The organism is Pseudomonas sp. GL-B-12 (assembly GCF_019955895.1).
Lineage (GTDB): Bacteria > Pseudomonadota > Gammaproteobacteria > Pseudomonadales > Pseudomonadaceae > Aquipseudomonas.
In genome coordinates this window covers 43,696-60,431 of the sequence record NZ_JAHBCX010000077.1, presented here as the reverse complement: position 1 = coordinate 60,431, position 16,736 = coordinate 43,696, and the positions used below count along the sequence as shown (strand labels likewise).

The 16,736-nt window shown below is 58.4% G+C and carries 12 protein-coding genes, 4 tRNA genes and 1 riboswitch; of the genes, 6 read left to right on the top strand and 10 right to left on the bottom strand.

Annotated features, from left to right (window positions below; translation table 11 throughout):
* Nucleotides 1-432 precede the first annotated feature (432 nt).
* Nucleotides 433-1,146 (top strand): response regulator transcription factor, encoded by a 714-nt coding sequence (locus tag KGA85_RS28815; protein WP_223456073.1) that lies wholly within the window; start codon nucleotides 433-435, stop codon nucleotides 1,144-1,146.
* Nucleotides 1,147-1,430: 284 nt separating this feature from the next.
* Here KGA85_RS28815 and KGA85_RS28810 read toward each other — a convergent pair whose 3' ends face one another.
* The gene (locus tag KGA85_RS28810) at nucleotides 1,431-5,582 is read right to left on the bottom strand and encodes a DUF5801 repeats-in-toxin domain-containing protein (protein WP_223543571.1); all 4,152 of its coding nucleotides are present in this window, start codon (nucleotides 5,580-5,582) and stop codon (nucleotides 1,431-1,433) included.
* Between the two features lie 271 nt (nucleotides 5,583-5,853).
* Nucleotides 5,854-5,930: transfer RNA gene (locus KGA85_RS28805), tRNA-Arg, on the bottom strand.
* A 290-nt stretch (nucleotides 5,931-6,220) separates the two neighbouring features.
* On the opposite strand from KGA85_RS28805, the gene KGA85_RS28800 reads away from it, so the two are divergent.
* The 3 genes from KGA85_RS28800 (at nucleotide 6,221) to KGA85_RS28790 (ending at nucleotide 7,385) form a co-directional block, all read left to right on the top strand.
* A complete protein-coding gene (locus tag KGA85_RS28800) occupies nucleotides 6,221-6,445 on the top strand; it encodes a hypothetical protein (RefSeq protein WP_223455794.1) in 225 nt (74 codons plus the stop codon).
* Nucleotides 6,446-6,464: 19 nt separating this feature from the next.
* Nucleotides 6,465-6,644, top strand: a complete 180-nt coding sequence (locus KGA85_RS28795; RefSeq protein ID WP_095944573.1) for a PA3371 family protein — start codon at nucleotides 6,465-6,467, stop codon at nucleotides 6,642-6,644.
* 411 nt (nucleotides 6,645-7,055) lie between these two features.
* Entirely contained in the window at nucleotides 7,056-7,385 is a 330-nt protein-coding gene (locus KGA85_RS28790; RefSeq protein WP_223455793.1) for an Arc family DNA-binding protein, read from the top strand.
* Nucleotides 7,386-7,485: 100 nt separating this feature from the next.
* Here the strand turns inward: KGA85_RS28790 and mgtE are convergent, their stop codons facing one another.
* The gene (mgtE, locus tag KGA85_RS28785; protein WP_103397747.1) at nucleotides 7,486-8,928 is read right to left on the bottom strand and encodes a magnesium transporter; all 1,443 of its coding nucleotides are present in this window, start codon (nucleotides 8,926-8,928) and stop codon (nucleotides 7,486-7,488) included.
* A gap of 321 nt (nucleotides 8,929-9,249) precedes the next feature.
* On the opposite strand from mgtE, the gene KGA85_RS28780 reads away from it, so the two are divergent.
* Nucleotides 9,250-9,768 carry a cell envelope protein SmpA gene (locus KGA85_RS28780; RefSeq protein ID WP_223455796.1) on the top strand — a complete coding sequence of 173 codons (519 nt, stop codon included), beginning with the start codon at nucleotides 9,250-9,252 and terminating at the stop codon, nucleotides 9,766-9,768.
* 19 nt (nucleotides 9,769-9,787) lie between these two features.
* Here the strand turns inward: KGA85_RS28780 and KGA85_RS28775 are convergent.
* The 7 genes from KGA85_RS28775 to ltaE form a co-directional block, all read right to left on the bottom strand.
* A tRNA-Arg gene (locus tag KGA85_RS28775) sits at nucleotides 9,788-9,864 on the bottom strand.
* Between the two features lie 72 nt (nucleotides 9,865-9,936).
* Nucleotides 9,937-10,013 (bottom strand) — tRNA-Arg (locus tag KGA85_RS28770).
* A gap of 107 nt (nucleotides 10,014-10,120) precedes the next feature.
* Nucleotides 10,121-10,211: transfer RNA gene (locus KGA85_RS28765), tRNA-Ser, on the bottom strand.
* Nucleotides 10,212-10,273: 62 nt separating this feature from the next.
* Complete coding sequence (csrA, locus tag KGA85_RS28760; RefSeq protein WP_002554426.1) at nucleotides 10,274-10,462, bottom strand: carbon storage regulator CsrA; 189 nt, start codon at nucleotides 10,460-10,462, stop codon at nucleotides 10,274-10,276.
* 188 nt (nucleotides 10,463-10,650) lie between these two features.
* Nucleotides 10,651-11,892 (bottom strand): aspartate kinase, encoded by a 1,242-nt coding sequence (locus KGA85_RS28755; RefSeq protein WP_007971040.1) that lies wholly within the window; start codon nucleotides 11,890-11,892, stop codon nucleotides 10,651-10,653.
* A 91-nt stretch (nucleotides 11,893-11,983) separates the two neighbouring features.
* A complete protein-coding gene (gene alaS / locus KGA85_RS28750) occupies nucleotides 11,984-14,605 on the bottom strand; it encodes an alanine--tRNA ligase (protein WP_223455792.1) in 2,622 nt (873 codons plus the stop codon).
* 146 nt (nucleotides 14,606-14,751) lie between these two features.
* Nucleotides 14,752-15,756, bottom strand: coding sequence for a low-specificity L-threonine aldolase (ltaE, locus tag KGA85_RS28745; RefSeq protein WP_223455791.1), 1,005 nt, complete (start codon nucleotides 15,754-15,756; stop codon nucleotides 14,752-14,754).
* Nucleotides 15,757-15,952: 196 nt separating this feature from the next.
* Nucleotides 15,953-16,123: riboswitch (FMN riboswitch) on the top strand.
* 103 nt (nucleotides 16,124-16,226) lie between these two features.
* On the opposite strand from ltaE, the gene KGA85_RS28740 reads away from it, so the two are divergent.
* Entirely contained in the window at nucleotides 16,227-16,736 is a 510-nt protein-coding gene (locus tag KGA85_RS28740; RefSeq protein WP_046042328.1) for a 6,7-dimethyl-8-ribityllumazine synthase, read from the top strand.

The window sequence follows — 16,736 nt, the reverse complement described above, 5'->3', positions numbered from 1 at the left end:
CCACCTTTGGCGAGCCTAATACCTTGATTTTCGAGGGTTACCCCCCCTCTTGAGAACTGCGGTCAGGCCTACTCGCACTGGGCTTGCATCGAGGACCGACGGATGGGCAGGCAGGTAGCGCTCCGGGCTGGCCTAGAATCAGTTGAGAGGCGGGAGGGAGCACATCATCATGCGCAAACCATTGATAATTACTCGTATTGATCTTTTCTCCCGGGCTTTGTCTGCCTGTTGGAAACGTTCGCCTCGCCTGCCGGTGCTGTTGATGGAAATGGCCCCAGGGCCTCTGGTTGCCAATGCCTGGGTGGGCGCTATCGCGGCCTCCCGGCGTTCAAATCCGTCCTTCAATCGCGCCGACCCAGTGAGCAAGTTGCTGACCCGGGAAGGCCAGCGGGTGGAGGCCATCGTTAGTTTATCAAGGGGGTCAGGAAGATCATGACTGACCAAAAAGAACCAATTCGTGTGATGTTGATCGATTGTCGTCCGCTCGTGCTTAAGGGCCTTCACGACTTGATCAATGCCAGAAAGCCCCAGATGGAAGTGATAGCACAGGCCACCACCTATACCAGTGCGCTGGATCTTGCCGATCAGTTGCGGCCCAATGTCATTTTTTTCAGTTTCTTTCCGAATGCGCTGAATCCTCTGGATGTCGTCGCGGGACTCACCCGTAGCGCCGAAATGAAAGTGCTGCTGCTCAAGGGCCTGTACGAAGTCGTCCCCGTTGCCCAGGCGATAGAGGCTGGCGCTCGCGGCATCGTGCTGGCGGAAGACCCGACGGAATCGATTATCCAGGCCATCCTCAAGGTCCACCATAGCGACTTCGCAATGGATAGAGCCTGGGCTGGCGGCCTTTCCGGCTATGCCGCGACCGGGCATATACCCATGAAATGCAATCTGGAGCAGGCGAAACAGGCGCGGTTGACGTTGCGCGAGAGAGAACTGATTCGCGCCATCGTGGGCGAACCGTCCGCCAAATATGTGAGCATCGCCGGGCGCCTGGGGATCAGCGAGCACACCGTGCACAACCACCTCAGCAACATCTATCAAAAGCTTAATCTCATCAACCGCATCGACTTGCTGATGTATGCGCTGAAACACGGGCTCACCAACGAAGCACCGTCCGAGTCCGCCTGGGTGGAACTGGATTGAATTTCAAGTCGATACAATAGGGTCTGCCCCTCACTTTCAGGGGGTAGACCGCCAACGTTTCGCCATCCTTGTCGGTAACCCGGGACAGAGTGCCCCGCAATACTGATGTCGTTCTCGGTAAATCCCGCCACGCCAACCTGTACCTACCCGCCGCGTTCTTCAAGCCTTGTGCTGCTCGCCAGTTCACAGCGCATGCGATCACGGGGATCTCGTATCTGAACCGCAAAAAGAATGCGAGGGTGGTTTCCTAGGCCACCCTCGCATCCGTTCACGCGCGCAAAGCCTCAGGCGCTGCCAAAAAAGATGTCGGTATTCTGAACATGGGCCCCAACCACGGTGATGGTCGTTGCTTGTCCGCCAGCCTCGGCAACCGTCACGACGCCGTTTGCACCAGAGTTGTCGATCTGGAAAACGGCGTTCGGGTCGCCGTTGAGCACCAGCTTGTCTTGCACACCTGAGCCCACATCGAAACCGGTGACCTGGTACAGGTTCTCATTGACTGACAGATCGATGTTGAACGCATCTTGCTCTCCGGCCGTGCCAACCAGCGTGAAGTCGAAGGGTGCGTTGGCCGGTTCGTTGGCGAACAGGTTGGCGGCAAACGTACTCGTCGCCGAGTCCCCGTCCTTGTCCGTCAGCGTCGCGCTGAACGCCAGCTGGACATCGCTGGCCAGGCTCTCACTCTGCTGAATGAACTGGATCACCGGGATCTTGATATCGCCCCGGCCCATCGTCAGCTGAACAGCGTCGATCAGTGACGTACCCTCCTTCTCGACGAGGAAGGACACCTGCCCGCCAGCCTCCGGCGTCAGGGTGTTCACCTCGACTTGGTTCGAATGCGTGCCATCCGCGTAGTAGATCCTGTAGTACAGATCCTCGGTCGCCGTGTTGTAACCCGCCACGGAGTTGTCGATGAAGACCTTCATGCCCGTCAGCAGGCTCTCTGGATTGATGACGAAGCTTTCATCGGCGGCGCTGATTGCCGCCAGGTTATCTCCCTGGAAAACGTTATTGCCGACGCCGATGCCGGCCGTGCTGACGTACATGTTCGCCGGGTCTATGTACGACGGCAGGGGGGGGGTCTGTAGCGTGGCTTCGGTGGGGTCGGGTGCTCCGAGCCCGATGCCGGTCAGGATATCCGAGGTCGACGCAAGCGCCTTCGCGGAAAAGAACACAATCTCCTCGGATGTCGAAGGAATAGCCGGGTCATTCGTCTGCGGAATCAACAATGTGCGCACCGGATCCGGGTTGCCGGGAGAGAGCGAGCCGCTGGCACTGCTGAGCACTATCGTCGAACTGAAGCCTTGCACCAGATCCAGTGCATAGCGACCATCGGCAAAGGCGGTCAGCGTGTAGTCGACGGTGGTATTCGCCGTTGCAGCGTTGTTGTCGAAATCACCGGTCAACGTTCCTGCGAATTGGTACGCGCCGTTGGCATCCGGTGACAGCGCCAGCTCGTGGAGCGTGCCGGTCCCGGTCGTGGTCGTGTTATCTGGCCTGACGAGGGTGAACTGGTCATTGACCAACGAGATATCCAGACCGGCTGCACCCAGCCCGTCGGCTCCCGTCGCCATATTCCAGAACCCGGATTGCGCAAGGACGCTACCGGTCCCGATCAAGTTGCCGAAACTGAGTGCCGGCCCGTCGTCCCTGAACACCAGGTTCTGCCCGATGTTGAGGGTCGCCTGGGCGCTGTCGCCGTCCCCGTCGGTCTTGATCGCGGTCAGCGTCACCAGGTTGTCCGAGGTCAAACTCGTTGAATCATCCGGATTGGTCGGGTCGAGATGCACCACGGCCCGGAGCTGGTCGAGCGTGACGCCGCCATTGGCGGCCACGCTGACCGTGAACACCAGCAGGTTGCTGAGGGCTGTATGCCCTTCCACCACCGTGCCATTGAGCGACAGGTTCACCGCCTGGCCCGAGGCCGTGTCCGTCAGTCCGGAAGCCCCGGCCACCACGCCCAGCGCATAGGTCAGCGTGCCGGCACCATCGGCGCCAAACGCCGAGTTGAAGTTGGCGGCGAAGCTCTGGGTATCGTTGGTCGTCAGTATCGTTTCGTCCACCGTCAATGTTGGCTCCGTGCCGGTGGTGGTAATGCTTGGCCCGTCGTCCTTGAACACCAGGTTCTGCCCGATGTTCAGCGTCGCCTGGGCGCTGTCGCCGTCCCCGTCGGTCTTGGTCGCGGTCAGCGTCACCAGGCTGTCCGAGGTCAGGCTCGTCGAATCATCGGGATTGGCGGTGTTGGCATGCACCACGGCGCGGACCTGGTCGAGCGTGACGCTGCCATTGGCGGCCACGCTGACCGTGAACACCAGCAGGTTGCTGAGGGCCGTATGCCCTTCCACCACCGTGCCATTGAGCGACAGGTTCACCGCCTGGCCCGAGGCCGTGTCCGTCAATCCGGAAGCCCCGGCCACCACGCCCAGCGCATAGGTCAGCGTGCCGGCACCATCGGCGCCAAACGCCGAGTTGAAGTTGGCGGCGAAGCTCTGGGTGTCATTGGTCGTCAGTATCGTTTCGTCCACCGTCAATGTCGGCTCCGTGCCGGTGGTGGTAATGCTCGGTCCATCGTCGTCGAAGATGATCCTGGAGCCGATTTCGGTTTTTGTAATTGAGGCCTGGACCAGCGTGAAACCACCAATATCAAAATCGGCGTGCTCATTGCCCTTGGCAGTGACGGCCGCGCCGTTCTCGACGAGCACGCGGTTGTGGTCCGACGTAGTGGTGTATTCAATCTGGTAGCCGGCTTTAACGCCGGTGATGGTTGCGACCCCTGCAGCAATGCTGATGGTGATGGCCGGATCATTCACCGAGCCGTTTGAATTCTCGATCACCTGCCCGGTGCTATTGTTGAAGACTCGAACATTGGTGATGGCCACCGACGCATCACCCGCATACCCATTGATGAAATCCGCGCCAGGCTCAGCAGCGGTGCTGAATGCGCTGACTCTTACCACGGCACTCTTGCCACTTTGCAACTGCACAACGTCGAAACTGGCCATCTTCGCATTGAAGACGTCGGTAAAGTCGATGTTGGATTCAACATCGGCTTCGTTTTGACTGAGGTTGGGAATGGTTAGATCCTGCCTGGCACCCGTGACGAACGAAAAACGGATGCCTTCCTGTTCCGTAATCATCTGGTTGTTGGTGCCTAAGGTGGTCGGGTTAGCCGCCTGGCTGGTAATGATCGTGTCGCCAGTGTTTATATTGGCGCCGCTTGACTGGTCAGCGGGGTCCTTGCCGGTGGCGATGATGGTGGGATCCGTGATCCGCAACACACCAGCGTCATCGACAATGTTCGGATTCGCCTTCGTGAACATCAGGAACAGGTTCGAACCGGAGGGCACACCGGTCAGACTGAATTCCAGGTCCTGGCTAGCCCCGATGAAAACCTTATCCAGCAGATTGAGCGAATCATCGGCATTCGTCATAACGGGATGTTTGAGCGGTTGGTACTCCACGGTCCAGATCTTGCCACCCGTGGCCGGCGATCCGGTTTCATCAATATAGGCAGCGAACACGATCGCGCCGGTTGCACTCCCGGCTCGGCCCACAACGATGTTGTTGTTCGTATCCGTATAGAGAAGGATGCTGGTGCCATCGAGGGTATCCAGTCCGCTGTCCTCGCCATTGAGCGGTGCGCCAGAGAAGCCGACGAAGCTGATATCGATACTGCTTGCTCCGGGGTCAGCGGTGATGGTGAATGCATTGCTGCCGGTGTTGTCCGCGGCACCGGTATAGCCACTCAAGGCCGCCCCCGTGGCGGTACCTGCCCCCAGTGCGGCTAAACGGGTAGTGAAGGTCGAAGGCAGGGACGCCACCAGAATGTCATTGTCGTCAGCGTCCCCCGCAGGGGTTGGAGTGGCAGTGGCGTTCTGCAATCCGGCCGTTTCGTCCAGCGTAACGTCCTCGCCGGTTGCCACGACGCCCAAAACGCTGTCCGTAAACGACATTGTCGCCACGGCGTCATCAGCGGTGCCGACCACTCCATCGGCGCCCGCAGAGGCCGCTGTGAGCAGAAACGTTGCGCCTGCCGAGTCGTCGGGATTCACGTACCACGAAGTGGTGACGCTGCCGTTGACTTGGCCGTCGAGATCGCCGGCGCCGCCGTCGGTCACGGACCAGGGCTCGTGACCCTCGCCGGTGTTGGTATCGAGCACATCGTCGGACGTGCCCCACACACCATCCGCGCCAGCACCGATGGCATGGTCCACTTCGAGCGTCACTGTGCTGCCGGCGGCGAAGCCGCTGGCCGTGATAATGGCGGTGCTGCCGGGTGCGTAGTCTTTAAGGTCGGTGGTGACGAACGGAGTGTTTGGGCGGGGTGGATCGCTCACGTAGGTAAAGGTCCAGTCGTGGCTGGCGGGTGAAAGATGGTCATCGGCGTTGTTGGTCAGGTCACTCGTTGGCGATGAGGTTTTCTTGCGCATAGTCATGACTTTCTCCTGAGTGGGTCCAGTCATCGGGGGTCGACCTTGGACCATTTTATGATCTTCTATAGGTCCCAACTATGAACAAGCACCGCAGGCTACACATCGACCGATACTCCCAGGCGGGATGGGAGATTCAGACTACTTGGGAGAGGAGATGGAACGTCACGAAGGTAGAGTTGATGGCTTCGATAAATCCCCGGCATCCGGGCTTTTCGAACGTTATCTACAAGTCGTGAAAATGAAGCGTTGAAACAGGCGGGGGAGCTGCAAAATATGGTGTCCCAGGGCAGGTTCGAACTGCCAACCTTCCCCTTAGGAGGGGGATGCTCTATCCAATTGAGCTACTGAGACACACGTTGACCGCGACGAAACGCGATGCGATGGACGGCGTGCATGTTAACGGCCGGGCTGGCTTTTGTCATGTCGTCCGTAGGCTTTTTAAGTGTAGGCAGACGCCTCGGCCGGGCGCGGACTTGTTTACCCTGCAAATTGCGCCATTACAAAAAGCCAGCATTGCAAAATGCAATATGGCGCTTTACCAAAAATAACTTAATTCGTTGTTTTTAAAGAATTTAATTGCCGATAGACTCTGGCATGCGAGCGGCTTCTCCTGTTCTTACAGAACAATTGAGGCCCGCCCCATGAACATCGCCCTTTTACTCTCGAGTGCAATCGCTCTGACGGTTTTGCCGGGTTTTCATTTTACCCCCGAGAGCGGTGCTGCGCAGGTTGCCCAGCGAATGCCACATTACCTTCAACTGCAGAAAGCCCCGCATTTGGCAGTTATGGGCGACCAGCACGGCTTTGTCAGCCAGGAAAACATCCTGGTACCGGCTCCGTCTGCCGAAGCTTGGTATTTTGAATGAACCCCTCCAGGAGCACAGCATGTCCAGATCAGCCGCGAGTTTCTTCATCCTCGCCTTGTTGAGCGGCATTTTTCATCTGTCATTGACCCAGGACATGGTCGTCACCCTCCCCCTGATCGCCTGTGGTGTATTCAGCGCCCTGTTCGTGCTCGCACTGATTGCCGGACGCAAGATCAAATTTGATCCGGTCCTACGTTAATCCGGGTATGGCAGACCCGGCGCAAGGGCCTGCCATCCATCCTGAATTCACCCCATCCATACGACTTCCCCTAGTAAATCGGCCATTTGCCACTATTCTGTAAAAGACAAGGAACAGGGATCGAGTCCGCTTTTGCTGCCTGTCAGAAGCCTTTCGTGGGTTGGAGAAAGCGCTAAGCGATACGGCCCGGTCGAACTTTTCAAACCAGTCAGCATTTCTGATAATTGGTGCTGGCAGAAAGCCTTTATACAGTTCAATATTTGTCACAGAATTGACGCCAAGGATCTGGCTTGTTTGAGGCATGATGCGCGCCTATCAATTCAGGTTGAACATTTGGTCAGAGCGCTTGTCCTATCAGACATCCTGCGGCCAATCCCGAAAACCGCTCCCCTGAACTAACCGGTTAAATATATGCGCCCATTGAAACAGGCAATTTATTCCAGCCGTACGGCTGACAAGTTCGTCGTACGTCTGCCAGACGGAATGCGTGAACGCATTGCCGAGGTGGCTCGCAATCATCATCGCAGCATGAACTCCGAAATTATTGCGCGCCTTGAGCAAAGTCTTATTCAGGAAGGCGCACTGGGAGAAGAACTGAGCATGCGCCTGGACAGCCCGGAGCTTTCCTTGCACGAACGGGAACTGCTGCAGCGCTTCCGCCAACTCTCCCATCGACAGCAGAACGCCCTGGTTTCACTGATCGCTCATGACGCTGAAATGACGACCGCCGACGCGTCCTGATTCAGCCAGAAAGTTCAAGCCAGCCTGATCGCTGGCTTTTTTTTGCCTGAAATCCGGGCACAAAAAACCCGCCGGACGGCGGGTTTTAGTGAAACGGACTTTAGAGCAGGAAGATTGTCGCCAGCCCCAGGAAGATGAAAAAGCCGCCGCTGTCGGTCATGGCCGTGATCATCACACTGGCCCCCATTGCCGGATCGCGCCCCATCTTCGCCAGGGTCATCGGGATCAAAACCCCCATCAACGCCGCCAGCAACAGGTTGAGCGTCATCGCGGCGGTCATCACCACGCCCAATGACCAACTGCCATAGAGCAGGTAGGCAACCACACCGATCACCCCGCCCCAGATCACGCCGTTGATCAGCGCTACCGCCAATTCCTTGCGCATCAGGCGCGAGGTATTGCCGGTACTCACCTGGTCCAGCGCCATGGCCCGAACAATCATGGTGATGGTCTGGTTACCCGAGTTACCGCCGATCCCCGCCACGATCGGCATCAACGCCGCAAGCGCCACGAGCTTCTCGATCGAACCTTCAAACAAACCGATGACCCGAGAAGCCACGAACGCGGTGATCAGGTTGATCGCCAGCCAGGCCCAACGGTTACGCAGGGATTTCCAGACCGACGCAAAAATGTCTTCCTCTTCACGCAGACCCGCCATGTTGAGAACTTCGCTTTCGCTCTCTTCACGGATCAGGTCGACCATTTCATCGATGGTCAGACGGCCGATCAGCTTGCCGTTCTTGTCGACCACGGGCGCGGAGATCAAGTCGTAACGTTCGAACGCCTGGGCCGCATCGTAGGCGTCTTCGTCCGGGTGGAAACTCACCGGATCGCTGGCCATCACCTCGGAAACCTGTTTATCCGGATCGTTGACCAGCAAGCGCTTGATCGGCAACACGCCCTTGAGGACGCCGTCGTAATCGACCACGAACAGTTTGTCGGTATGGCCCGGCAACTCCTTGAGACGGCGCAGATAACGCAAGACCACTTCAAGGCTGACATCCTCGCGGATGGTCACCATCTCGAAGTCCATCAACGCACCGACCTGTTCCTCGTCGTAGGACAGTGCCGAACGCACACGCTCGCGTTGTTGCTGGTCGAGGGTCTCCATGAGCTCATGGACGACGTCTCGCGGCAGCTCGGAGGCCAGGTCAGCGAGTTCGTCGGCATCCATGTCCTTGGCGGCTGCCAGGAGCTCGTGATCGTCCATGTCGGCGATCAGCGATTCACGAACCGAATCGGATACTTCAAGAAGGATGTCGCCGTCGCGATCGGCCTTGACCAGTTGCCAGAGCGTCAGACGATCGTCCAGCGGCAAGGCTTCAAGGATGTAGGCGACGTCGGCGGAGTGCAGGTCATCGAGTTTGCGTTGCAACTCGACAAGGTTCTGCCGGTGGACCAGGTTCTCGACCCGGTCATGATGCGGGCCTTCCTGGCGGTGAGTCAGGTCTTCTACCACTCGCTGGCGCTGCAGCAACTCAACCACCTGAGCCAGGCGATCCTGCAAGCTTTCCTGCGTTTTCTTTACTTCAACATCGGACATAGGCGAACTCCACTCCCAGCAGCGGGGCACGCCGGAAGGATCAATCAGTCAATTCATGATTGGTGAAACGGGGTACCGAGTAACTACTGGGTAAGTCCATGGAGGTATTCCACAAGCCCCGGCGGGGCTGACGGGCGCAATGATACACCGCCTGACGGTTTTAAACGTTAAAAAATCTTGGCTGAAACAAGCGCTTGCACAACAAACTTGAGCATCGTCCTGATCCACAAAAATGCGACGACGTATTCTGAAAAGAAAACACACCACCCTTCGAAAATTGTAGCCGCTACCCTTGAAAAGGAACGTCATGGAGGACGCCTGATGCCATCAGTTGCACAATTCCTTTTACTGCTCGGCCTGCTCAGCCCCCCGCCCCTGGCGCTCGCCACCACCGTTCAGCGCTGCGAGGCGGCCAATGGGCGCATTACCTTCACTACACTGAGTTGTGCCGCGGGAGAAAGCGTTTCACTTCAGGACGTCCGTGCCTTTACACCCGGCAGCACGATGGCGCTTATGCCGCCAGCCGAACCCCGTGAAACATCAGGAATGAAAATCCAAAGGAAAGAGCCGACCGTGGTCGATCAGGCGCAGGACAAGTGCGCAAACCTGATCAGTGCCAGGCAGCGCCGGGAGGCGATCATCAATCAGCGAGTGGTCGCCGGCATGAGCCAGCAAGACGTCGAAAGCGCCCTCGGCAAGCCGGACAGGATCAGTATTCGCAATTCAGCCACGAGCTACCGCTACGACACCCTGCGAGGTCGCAGCGCACAGGTGGAGTTCGACGAGAGGGGATGCACGAAAGGAAAAGCCAAATCCCGGACGGCAAAAAGCCCGCATTAGATGCGGGCTTTCTGTTGTATGGTGCACTCGACAGGATTCGAACCTGTGACCGCTCGGTTCGTAGCCGAGTACTCTATCCAGCTGAGCTACGAGTGCATTTTGTGTTTTTAGACCAGACCACAACTGGCTGAAGCCAAGTTACTTGCATTACTGCAACCAACTCTTAAATGGTGCACTCGACAGGATTCGAACCTGTGACCGCTCGGTTCGTAGCCGAGTACTCTATCCAGCTGAGCTACGAGTGCATTTGTTGCCGCGCATTATAGGCCGTCTAATCTCTATGTCAAGCACTTTTTCTAGTAATTTCAACAACTTACCGAAGAAGCCAGATTACAACGTACTACGCAAATAATGGCGGAGAACGGGGGATTCGAACCCCCGACACCCTTTTGAGGTGTACTCCCTTAGCAGGGGAGCGCCTTCGGCCACTCGGCCAGCTCTCCGCAACACGGGGCGTATATTAACCAGCTTCTTCCCCGTTTGCAAACATAAAAAACGATAAAAATTAATGGCTTGGTTCTTCGTCCTTCTCTTTCTTGATACGCAGGTAAATTTCTTCCCGGTGAACAGCCACCTCTTTGGGGGCATTAACACCGATGCGCACTTGATTTCCTTTGACGCCGAGCACGGTCACGGTGATTTCGCCATCACCGATAATCAGGCTTTCTGCACACCGACGAGTCAGAATCAGCATACCTTTCTCCTCACGCATTACATTTCAGGGACAACAGTCTGCAAAAAAAAGGCACTCGACCCACAACCGGAGCGGTCGCAGCCCTACATGCCTGAGTATTGACTAGCGCGAGCAAAAGAACAGCCTCGGGGGTCACGCCATTCAAAAAAACAAAAGGCGCGGTCAGACCGCGCCTTTTGGCAAACGCATCACTCGCCCTGGCGGGCCGGTGCGTCCAGTTCGAAAGCCGTGTGCAGAGCGCGCACAGCCAGTTCCAGGTACTTCTCTTCGATCACTACGGAGACTTTGATTTCCGACGTCGAGATCATCTGGATGTTGATGCTTTCCTTGGCCAGGGATTCGAACATGCGGCTGGCCACGCCTGCGTGAGAACGCATGCCAACGCCGACGATCGACACCTTGGCGATCTTGGTGTCGCCCACGACTTCACGGGCACCCAGCTCGCCAGCGGTTTTTTCCAGTACGGCTTGCGCCGCCTGGTAGTCGTTACGGTGCACGGTGAAGGTGAAGTCGGTGGTGTTATCGTGCGCGACGTTCTGCACGATCATGTCGACTTCGATGTTCGCGGCACTGATCGGGCCGAGAATCTTGAAGGCAACGCCCGGGATGTCTGGCACGCCACGGATGGTCAGCTTGGCTTCATCGCGGTTGAAAGCGATACCGGAAATGATCGGCTGTTCCATGGTTTCCTCTTCATCAATAGTAATGAGGGTGCCCGGACCCTCCTTGAAGCTGTGCAGTACGCGCAGCGGAACGTTGTACTTGCCGGCGAACTCGACCGCGCGGATCTGCAGCACCTTGGAACCGAGGCTGGCCATTTCCAGCATCTCTTCGAAGGTGATCTTGTCCAGGCGCTGAGCCACGGACACCACACGCGGGTCGGTGGTGTAGACACCGTCGACGTCGGTGTAGATCTGGCATTCGTCAGCCTTCAGGGCTGCCGCCAGCGCCACGCCGGTGGTGTCGGAACCGCCACGACCGAGGGTGGTGATGTTGCCGTGCTCGTCGACGCCCTGGAAACCGGCGACAACCACCACACGACCTGCCTTCAGGTCACCGCGAATCTTCTGGTCATCAATCTGCAAGATACGCGCTTTATTGTGCGCGCTATCCGTCAGAATCCGCACCTGGTTGCCGGTGTACGACACCGCCGGCACGCCGCGCTTGATCAGCGCCATGGCCAACAGGGCAATCGTCACCTGCTCACCGGTGGAAACGATCACGTCCAGCTCGCGCGGAACCGGTTGGCCGTCGCCACTGATTTGCTTGGCCAGATCGATCAGACGGTTGGTCTCGCCGCTCATTGCAGACAGCACAACCACCAGGTCATCGCCGGCATCGCGGAATTTCTTAACCTTGTCGGCGACCTGCTCGATTCTCTCGACAGTGCCGACCGAGGTGCCTCCAAATTTCTGTACGATCAAAGCCATTTCAAAGCCGCCTCTGCCCATGAAGGGCGCCCAAATAATCACTCAAACAGCGTTGCGGCCCACCACTAGACTGCGGGCCGCAAGTACTGCCTTATAGACCCTGCTCTACAAACGGAACGGTCAGGGCCAGTGCCGCATCCAGTGCGCCAGCGTCGGTACCGCCGCCTTGCGCCATGTCTGGACGACCACCACCCTTCCCGCCCACTGCCGCAGCGGCTTGCTTCATCAAATCACCGGCTTTGAGTTGGCCAGTCAGGTCTTTGGTTACGCCTGCAACCAGAACGACCTTTTCCTCATGGACACTGCCGAGCAGGATCACTGCGCGGCCGAGTTTGTTTTTCAGTTGATCGACCAGCGCCAGCAGCGCCTTGCCATCCTGACCGTCCAGACGCACGGCCAGCACTTTCACGTCCTTGACATCCAGCGCCTGGGCCGACAGATCGTCGCCCGCGGCACTGGCAGCCTTGGCTTGCAACTGCTCGAGTTGCTTCTCCAGCAGACGGTTGCGCTCCAGCACAGCCGACAGCTTGTCGATCAGGTTGTCGCGGCTGCCCTTGACCAGGCTGGCCGCTTCCTTGAGTTGTTCTTCCGCCGCGTTCAAGTAGGCCAGCGCTTGCGCACCGGTGACGGCTTCGATACGACGCACACCCGATGCCACACCGCCTTCGCTGATGATTTTCAGCAGGCCGATGTCGCCGGTACGGTTGGCGTGGATACCGCCGCACAACTCGACGGAGAAATCGCCCATGCTCAGTACACGCACGTTGTCGCCGTATTTCTCGCCGAACAGCGCCATGGCGCCTTTCTGCTTGGCGGTTTCGATATCGGTTTCTTCGGTTTCAACTTCGGAGTTCTTGCGAATCTCGGCGTTGACGATGTCTTCCAGCGCTTTCAGTTGTTCAGGCTTGATGGCTTCGAAGTGACTGAAGTCAAAACGCAGGCGCTGACTGTCGACCAATGAGCCTTTCTGCTGAACGTGATCGCCCAGCACCTGGCGCAATGCAGCGTGCAGCAAGTGAGTCGCGGAGTGGTTCAACGACGTGGCGTGACGCACCTCGGCATCAACGTGGGTCTCGACCGGCGTACCGACGATCAGGCTACCCGAATCCAGGATACCGTGGTGCAGGAATGCACCGCCGGTCTTGGTGGTGTCACGCACGTCGAAACGCGCGCTGCCCGCCTGCAGGTAACCGCAATCACCGACCTGGCCACCGGACTCGGCGTAGAACGGCGTCTTGTCGAGAACGATCACGCCCTCATCGCCTTCGCTCAATACGTCGACCGACTGGCCATCTTTATACAGCGCAACGATTTTTGCCAAACCACGGGTATCGGTGTAGCCGGTGAACTCCGTGGCCACGTCAACCTTGACCAGGCTGTTGTAGTCCATGCCGAAGGAGCTGGCGGAACGGGCACGGACGCGCTGGGCTTCCATCTCACGCTCGAAACCTGCTTCGTCGATGGTCAGGCTGCGCTCGCGAGCGATGTCGCCGGTCAGGTCCATCGGGAAACCGTAGGTGTCGTAGAGTTTGAACACCACGTCGCCCGGCACCACGTCGCCTTTGAGTTCAGCCAGATCCTGCTCGAGGATCTTCAGGCCCTGCTCCAGGGTCTTGGCGAATTGCTCTTCTTCGGCCTTCAGCACGCGTTCGATGTGCGCCTGCTGGGACTTCAGTTCCGGGAAGGCTTCGCCCATCTCGGCAACCAGGGCCGCAACGATCTGGTAGAAGAAGCTGCCCTTGGCGCCCAGCTTGTTACCGTGACGGCAGGCGCGACGGATGATCCGGCGCAGCACGTAGCCGCGGCCTTCGTTGGACGGCAGCACGCCGTCGGCGATCAGGAAGCCGCAGGAACGGATGTGGTCAGCCACGACTTTCAGCGAAGCCTGGGCGTCATTGGTGCAGCCGATGGCCTTGGCCGAAGCGCTCAGCAGGCTCTGGAACAGGTCGATTTCATAGTTCGAGTGAACGTGCTGCAGCACTGCACTGATCCGCTCCAGGCCCATGCCGGTGTCCACCGACGGCGCTGGCAGCGGGTGCAACACGCCATCGGCGGTGCGGTTGAACTGCATGAACACGTTGTTCCAGATTTCGATGTAACGGTCGCCATCTTCTTCCGGCGAGCCCGGTGGGCCACCCCAGATGTCGGCGCCGTGATCGTAGAAAATCTCGGTGCAAGGACCGCACGGGCCGGTATCGCCCATGGTCCAGAAGTTGTCGGAGGCGTACGGCGCGCCCTTGTTGTCGCCGATGCGCACCATGCGCTCGGCCGGAACCCCGATTTCCTTGGTCCAGATGTCGTACGCCTCGTCATCGCTGGCGTAGACGGTGACCCAGAGCTTTTCCTTCGGCAGGTTCAGCCACTTGTCGGACGTCAGGAAGTTCCAGGCGTAGGTGATCGCGTCACGCTTGAAATAATCACCAAAGCTGAAGTTACCCAGCATTTCGAAGAAGGTGTGGTGACGAGCGGTATAACCGACGTTTTCCAGGTCGTTGTGCTTGCCGCCGGCGCGCACGCATTTCTGGCTGCTGACGGCGCGGGTGTACGCGCGCTTTTCCTGGCCCAGGAAGCAGTCCTTGAACTGGTTCATCCCCGCGTTAGTGAACAGCAGGGTTGGGTCGTTGCCCGGAATCAAAGAGCTGGAGGCTACACGGGTGTGGCCTTGCTCTTCGAAGAAGCGAAGGAAGGCTTCACGGATTTCTGCGCTTTTCATTAGGTTCTTCCACGGAGGCTGCGGCCAAAGGCCTGTTCGAAACGTCAACAGACGAAGCGACGGCAAAGGGCCGCATTATATCGGCCCTGCGCGCGGGGTACAGCGTGTTTATACGATAGAAACGCTCAATTGGAGCGCTAACGCTATCACTTGCGCGAAAAGCCGACGAATGTCGCGACGACTTGCTCGATTTGCGCACGGCTGACGTCCATGTGGGTGACCATGCGCAGACGCGCGGCGGCACTGAGCTTGATCCCGCGCTCGGCGGCAAAGGCCTTGATGGCCTCGGCCTGGTCGCCCATCTGCACGTAAACCATGTTGGTCTGCACCGGCTCGACCTCGTAGCCTGCCGCGCGCAGGCCTTCGGCCAGCAACTGTGCGTTCGCGTGGTCGTCGGCCAGGCGCTCTACGTTGTGATCCAGTGCATACAGGCCTGCCGCCGCCAGAATGCCGGCCTGACGCATGCCGCCACCGACCATCTTGCGCAGGCGCCGGGCCTTGCCGATCAGCTCGGCCGAGCCGCACAGCACCGAACCGACCGGTGCACCCAAGCCTTTGGACAGGCACACCGAGACGGAATCGAAATACTGGGTGATTTCCCGGGCATCGACACCCAGTTTCACTGCCGCGTTGTAGAGGCGTGCGCCGTCCAGGTGCAGTTGCAAGCCATGCTCGCGGGTAAAACTGCGCGCCCGCGCCAGATATTCCAGCGGCAGGACTTTGCCTTGCATGGTGTTTTCCAGCGCCAGCAAACGCGTACGGGCGAAATGGAAGTCGTCCGGCTTGATCGCCGCCGCGACCTGCGCCAGGTCCAGCGAACCATCGGCCTGTACTTCCAGCGGCTGTGGCTGGATCGAGCCAAGCACCGCCGCGCCACCCCCTTCGTACTTATAAGTGTGGGCCTGCTGGCCGACGATGTACTCGTCACCGCGTTCGCAACGAGCCATCAACCCCAGCAGGTTGCTCATGGTGCCGGTCGGCACGAACAGTGCCGCGGCAAAACCCAGGCGCCCGGCCAGTTCGGCTTCCAGGTGATTGACCGTCGGATCTTCGCCATACACGTCATCGCCGGTGGCGGCCTTGGTCATTGCCTCGAGCATGCTGGCGCAAGGTTGGGTGACGGTGTCGCTGCGAAGATCGATAACGCTCATGAATCTGGCCTCGGTAAGCAGGGGAAATCCCTTTCAGGAAAGAATTACTGCGGGCATGGCGACGATTAATCAACCCTCGCGTAGGAAAAGGCCGATTAAACCAACGGAAAAGTCGATGACAATCATCCAAAAGGGGTCATGCGCATACCGGAAATATGTGATAAAAACGCTGCGCCGCCACACATTCCGGCGGCAAAAACGTTCTCAGGGCGGGGTGCAACTCCCCACCGGCGGTAATTGCGCACACTGCGCATAGCCCGCGAGCGCTTGGTGACAGCACGGCTTCGGCGGTGCCTGGCAGCAAGGTCAGCAGACCCGGTGTGATCCCGGGGCCGACGGTCATAGTCCGGATGAAGAGAGAACGGGATTGACAACAAAGGGCCGTCCGCCGGCATTCGTGCAAGCGTGCGTACCCTCAGATCCCCTTCGATTCATAACGCCCTGTTTTTCACACAAACAGGAGTCAGAACATGCAACCCACCGCAATCGACAGCAAAAGCAAACACCATCACGGCGAGCGCGTTGCGTTCATCCAGGCCTGTTGGCACAAGGACATTGTCGATCAGAGCCGTAAAGGCTTCGTCGCCGAAATGATTGCCCAGGGTTATCAGGAGTCCGACATCGACTTCTTCGAAGTCGGCGGCGCCTTTGAAATGCCCCTGCACGCCAAGTTGCTGGCCAAGACCGGTCGTTATTCCGGCATCGTCGCGGCAGCCCTGGTGGTAGACGGCGGGATCTACCGACACGAGTTCGTCGCCCAGTCGGTGGTCAGCGGCTTGATGCAGGTACAACTGGAAACCGAAGTGCCGGTGTTCTCGGTGTCCCTGACCCCGCACCACTTCCATGCAGGCGAAGAACACCAGAAGTTCTTTTTCGAGCATTTCCTGCATAAAGGCCAGGAAGCGGCGAAGACCTGTGCGGATACGTTGCTGAAGATCCGTTCGCTGCGTCGCAGTGAGCCGCGTGCGGTAGCGGTCTGA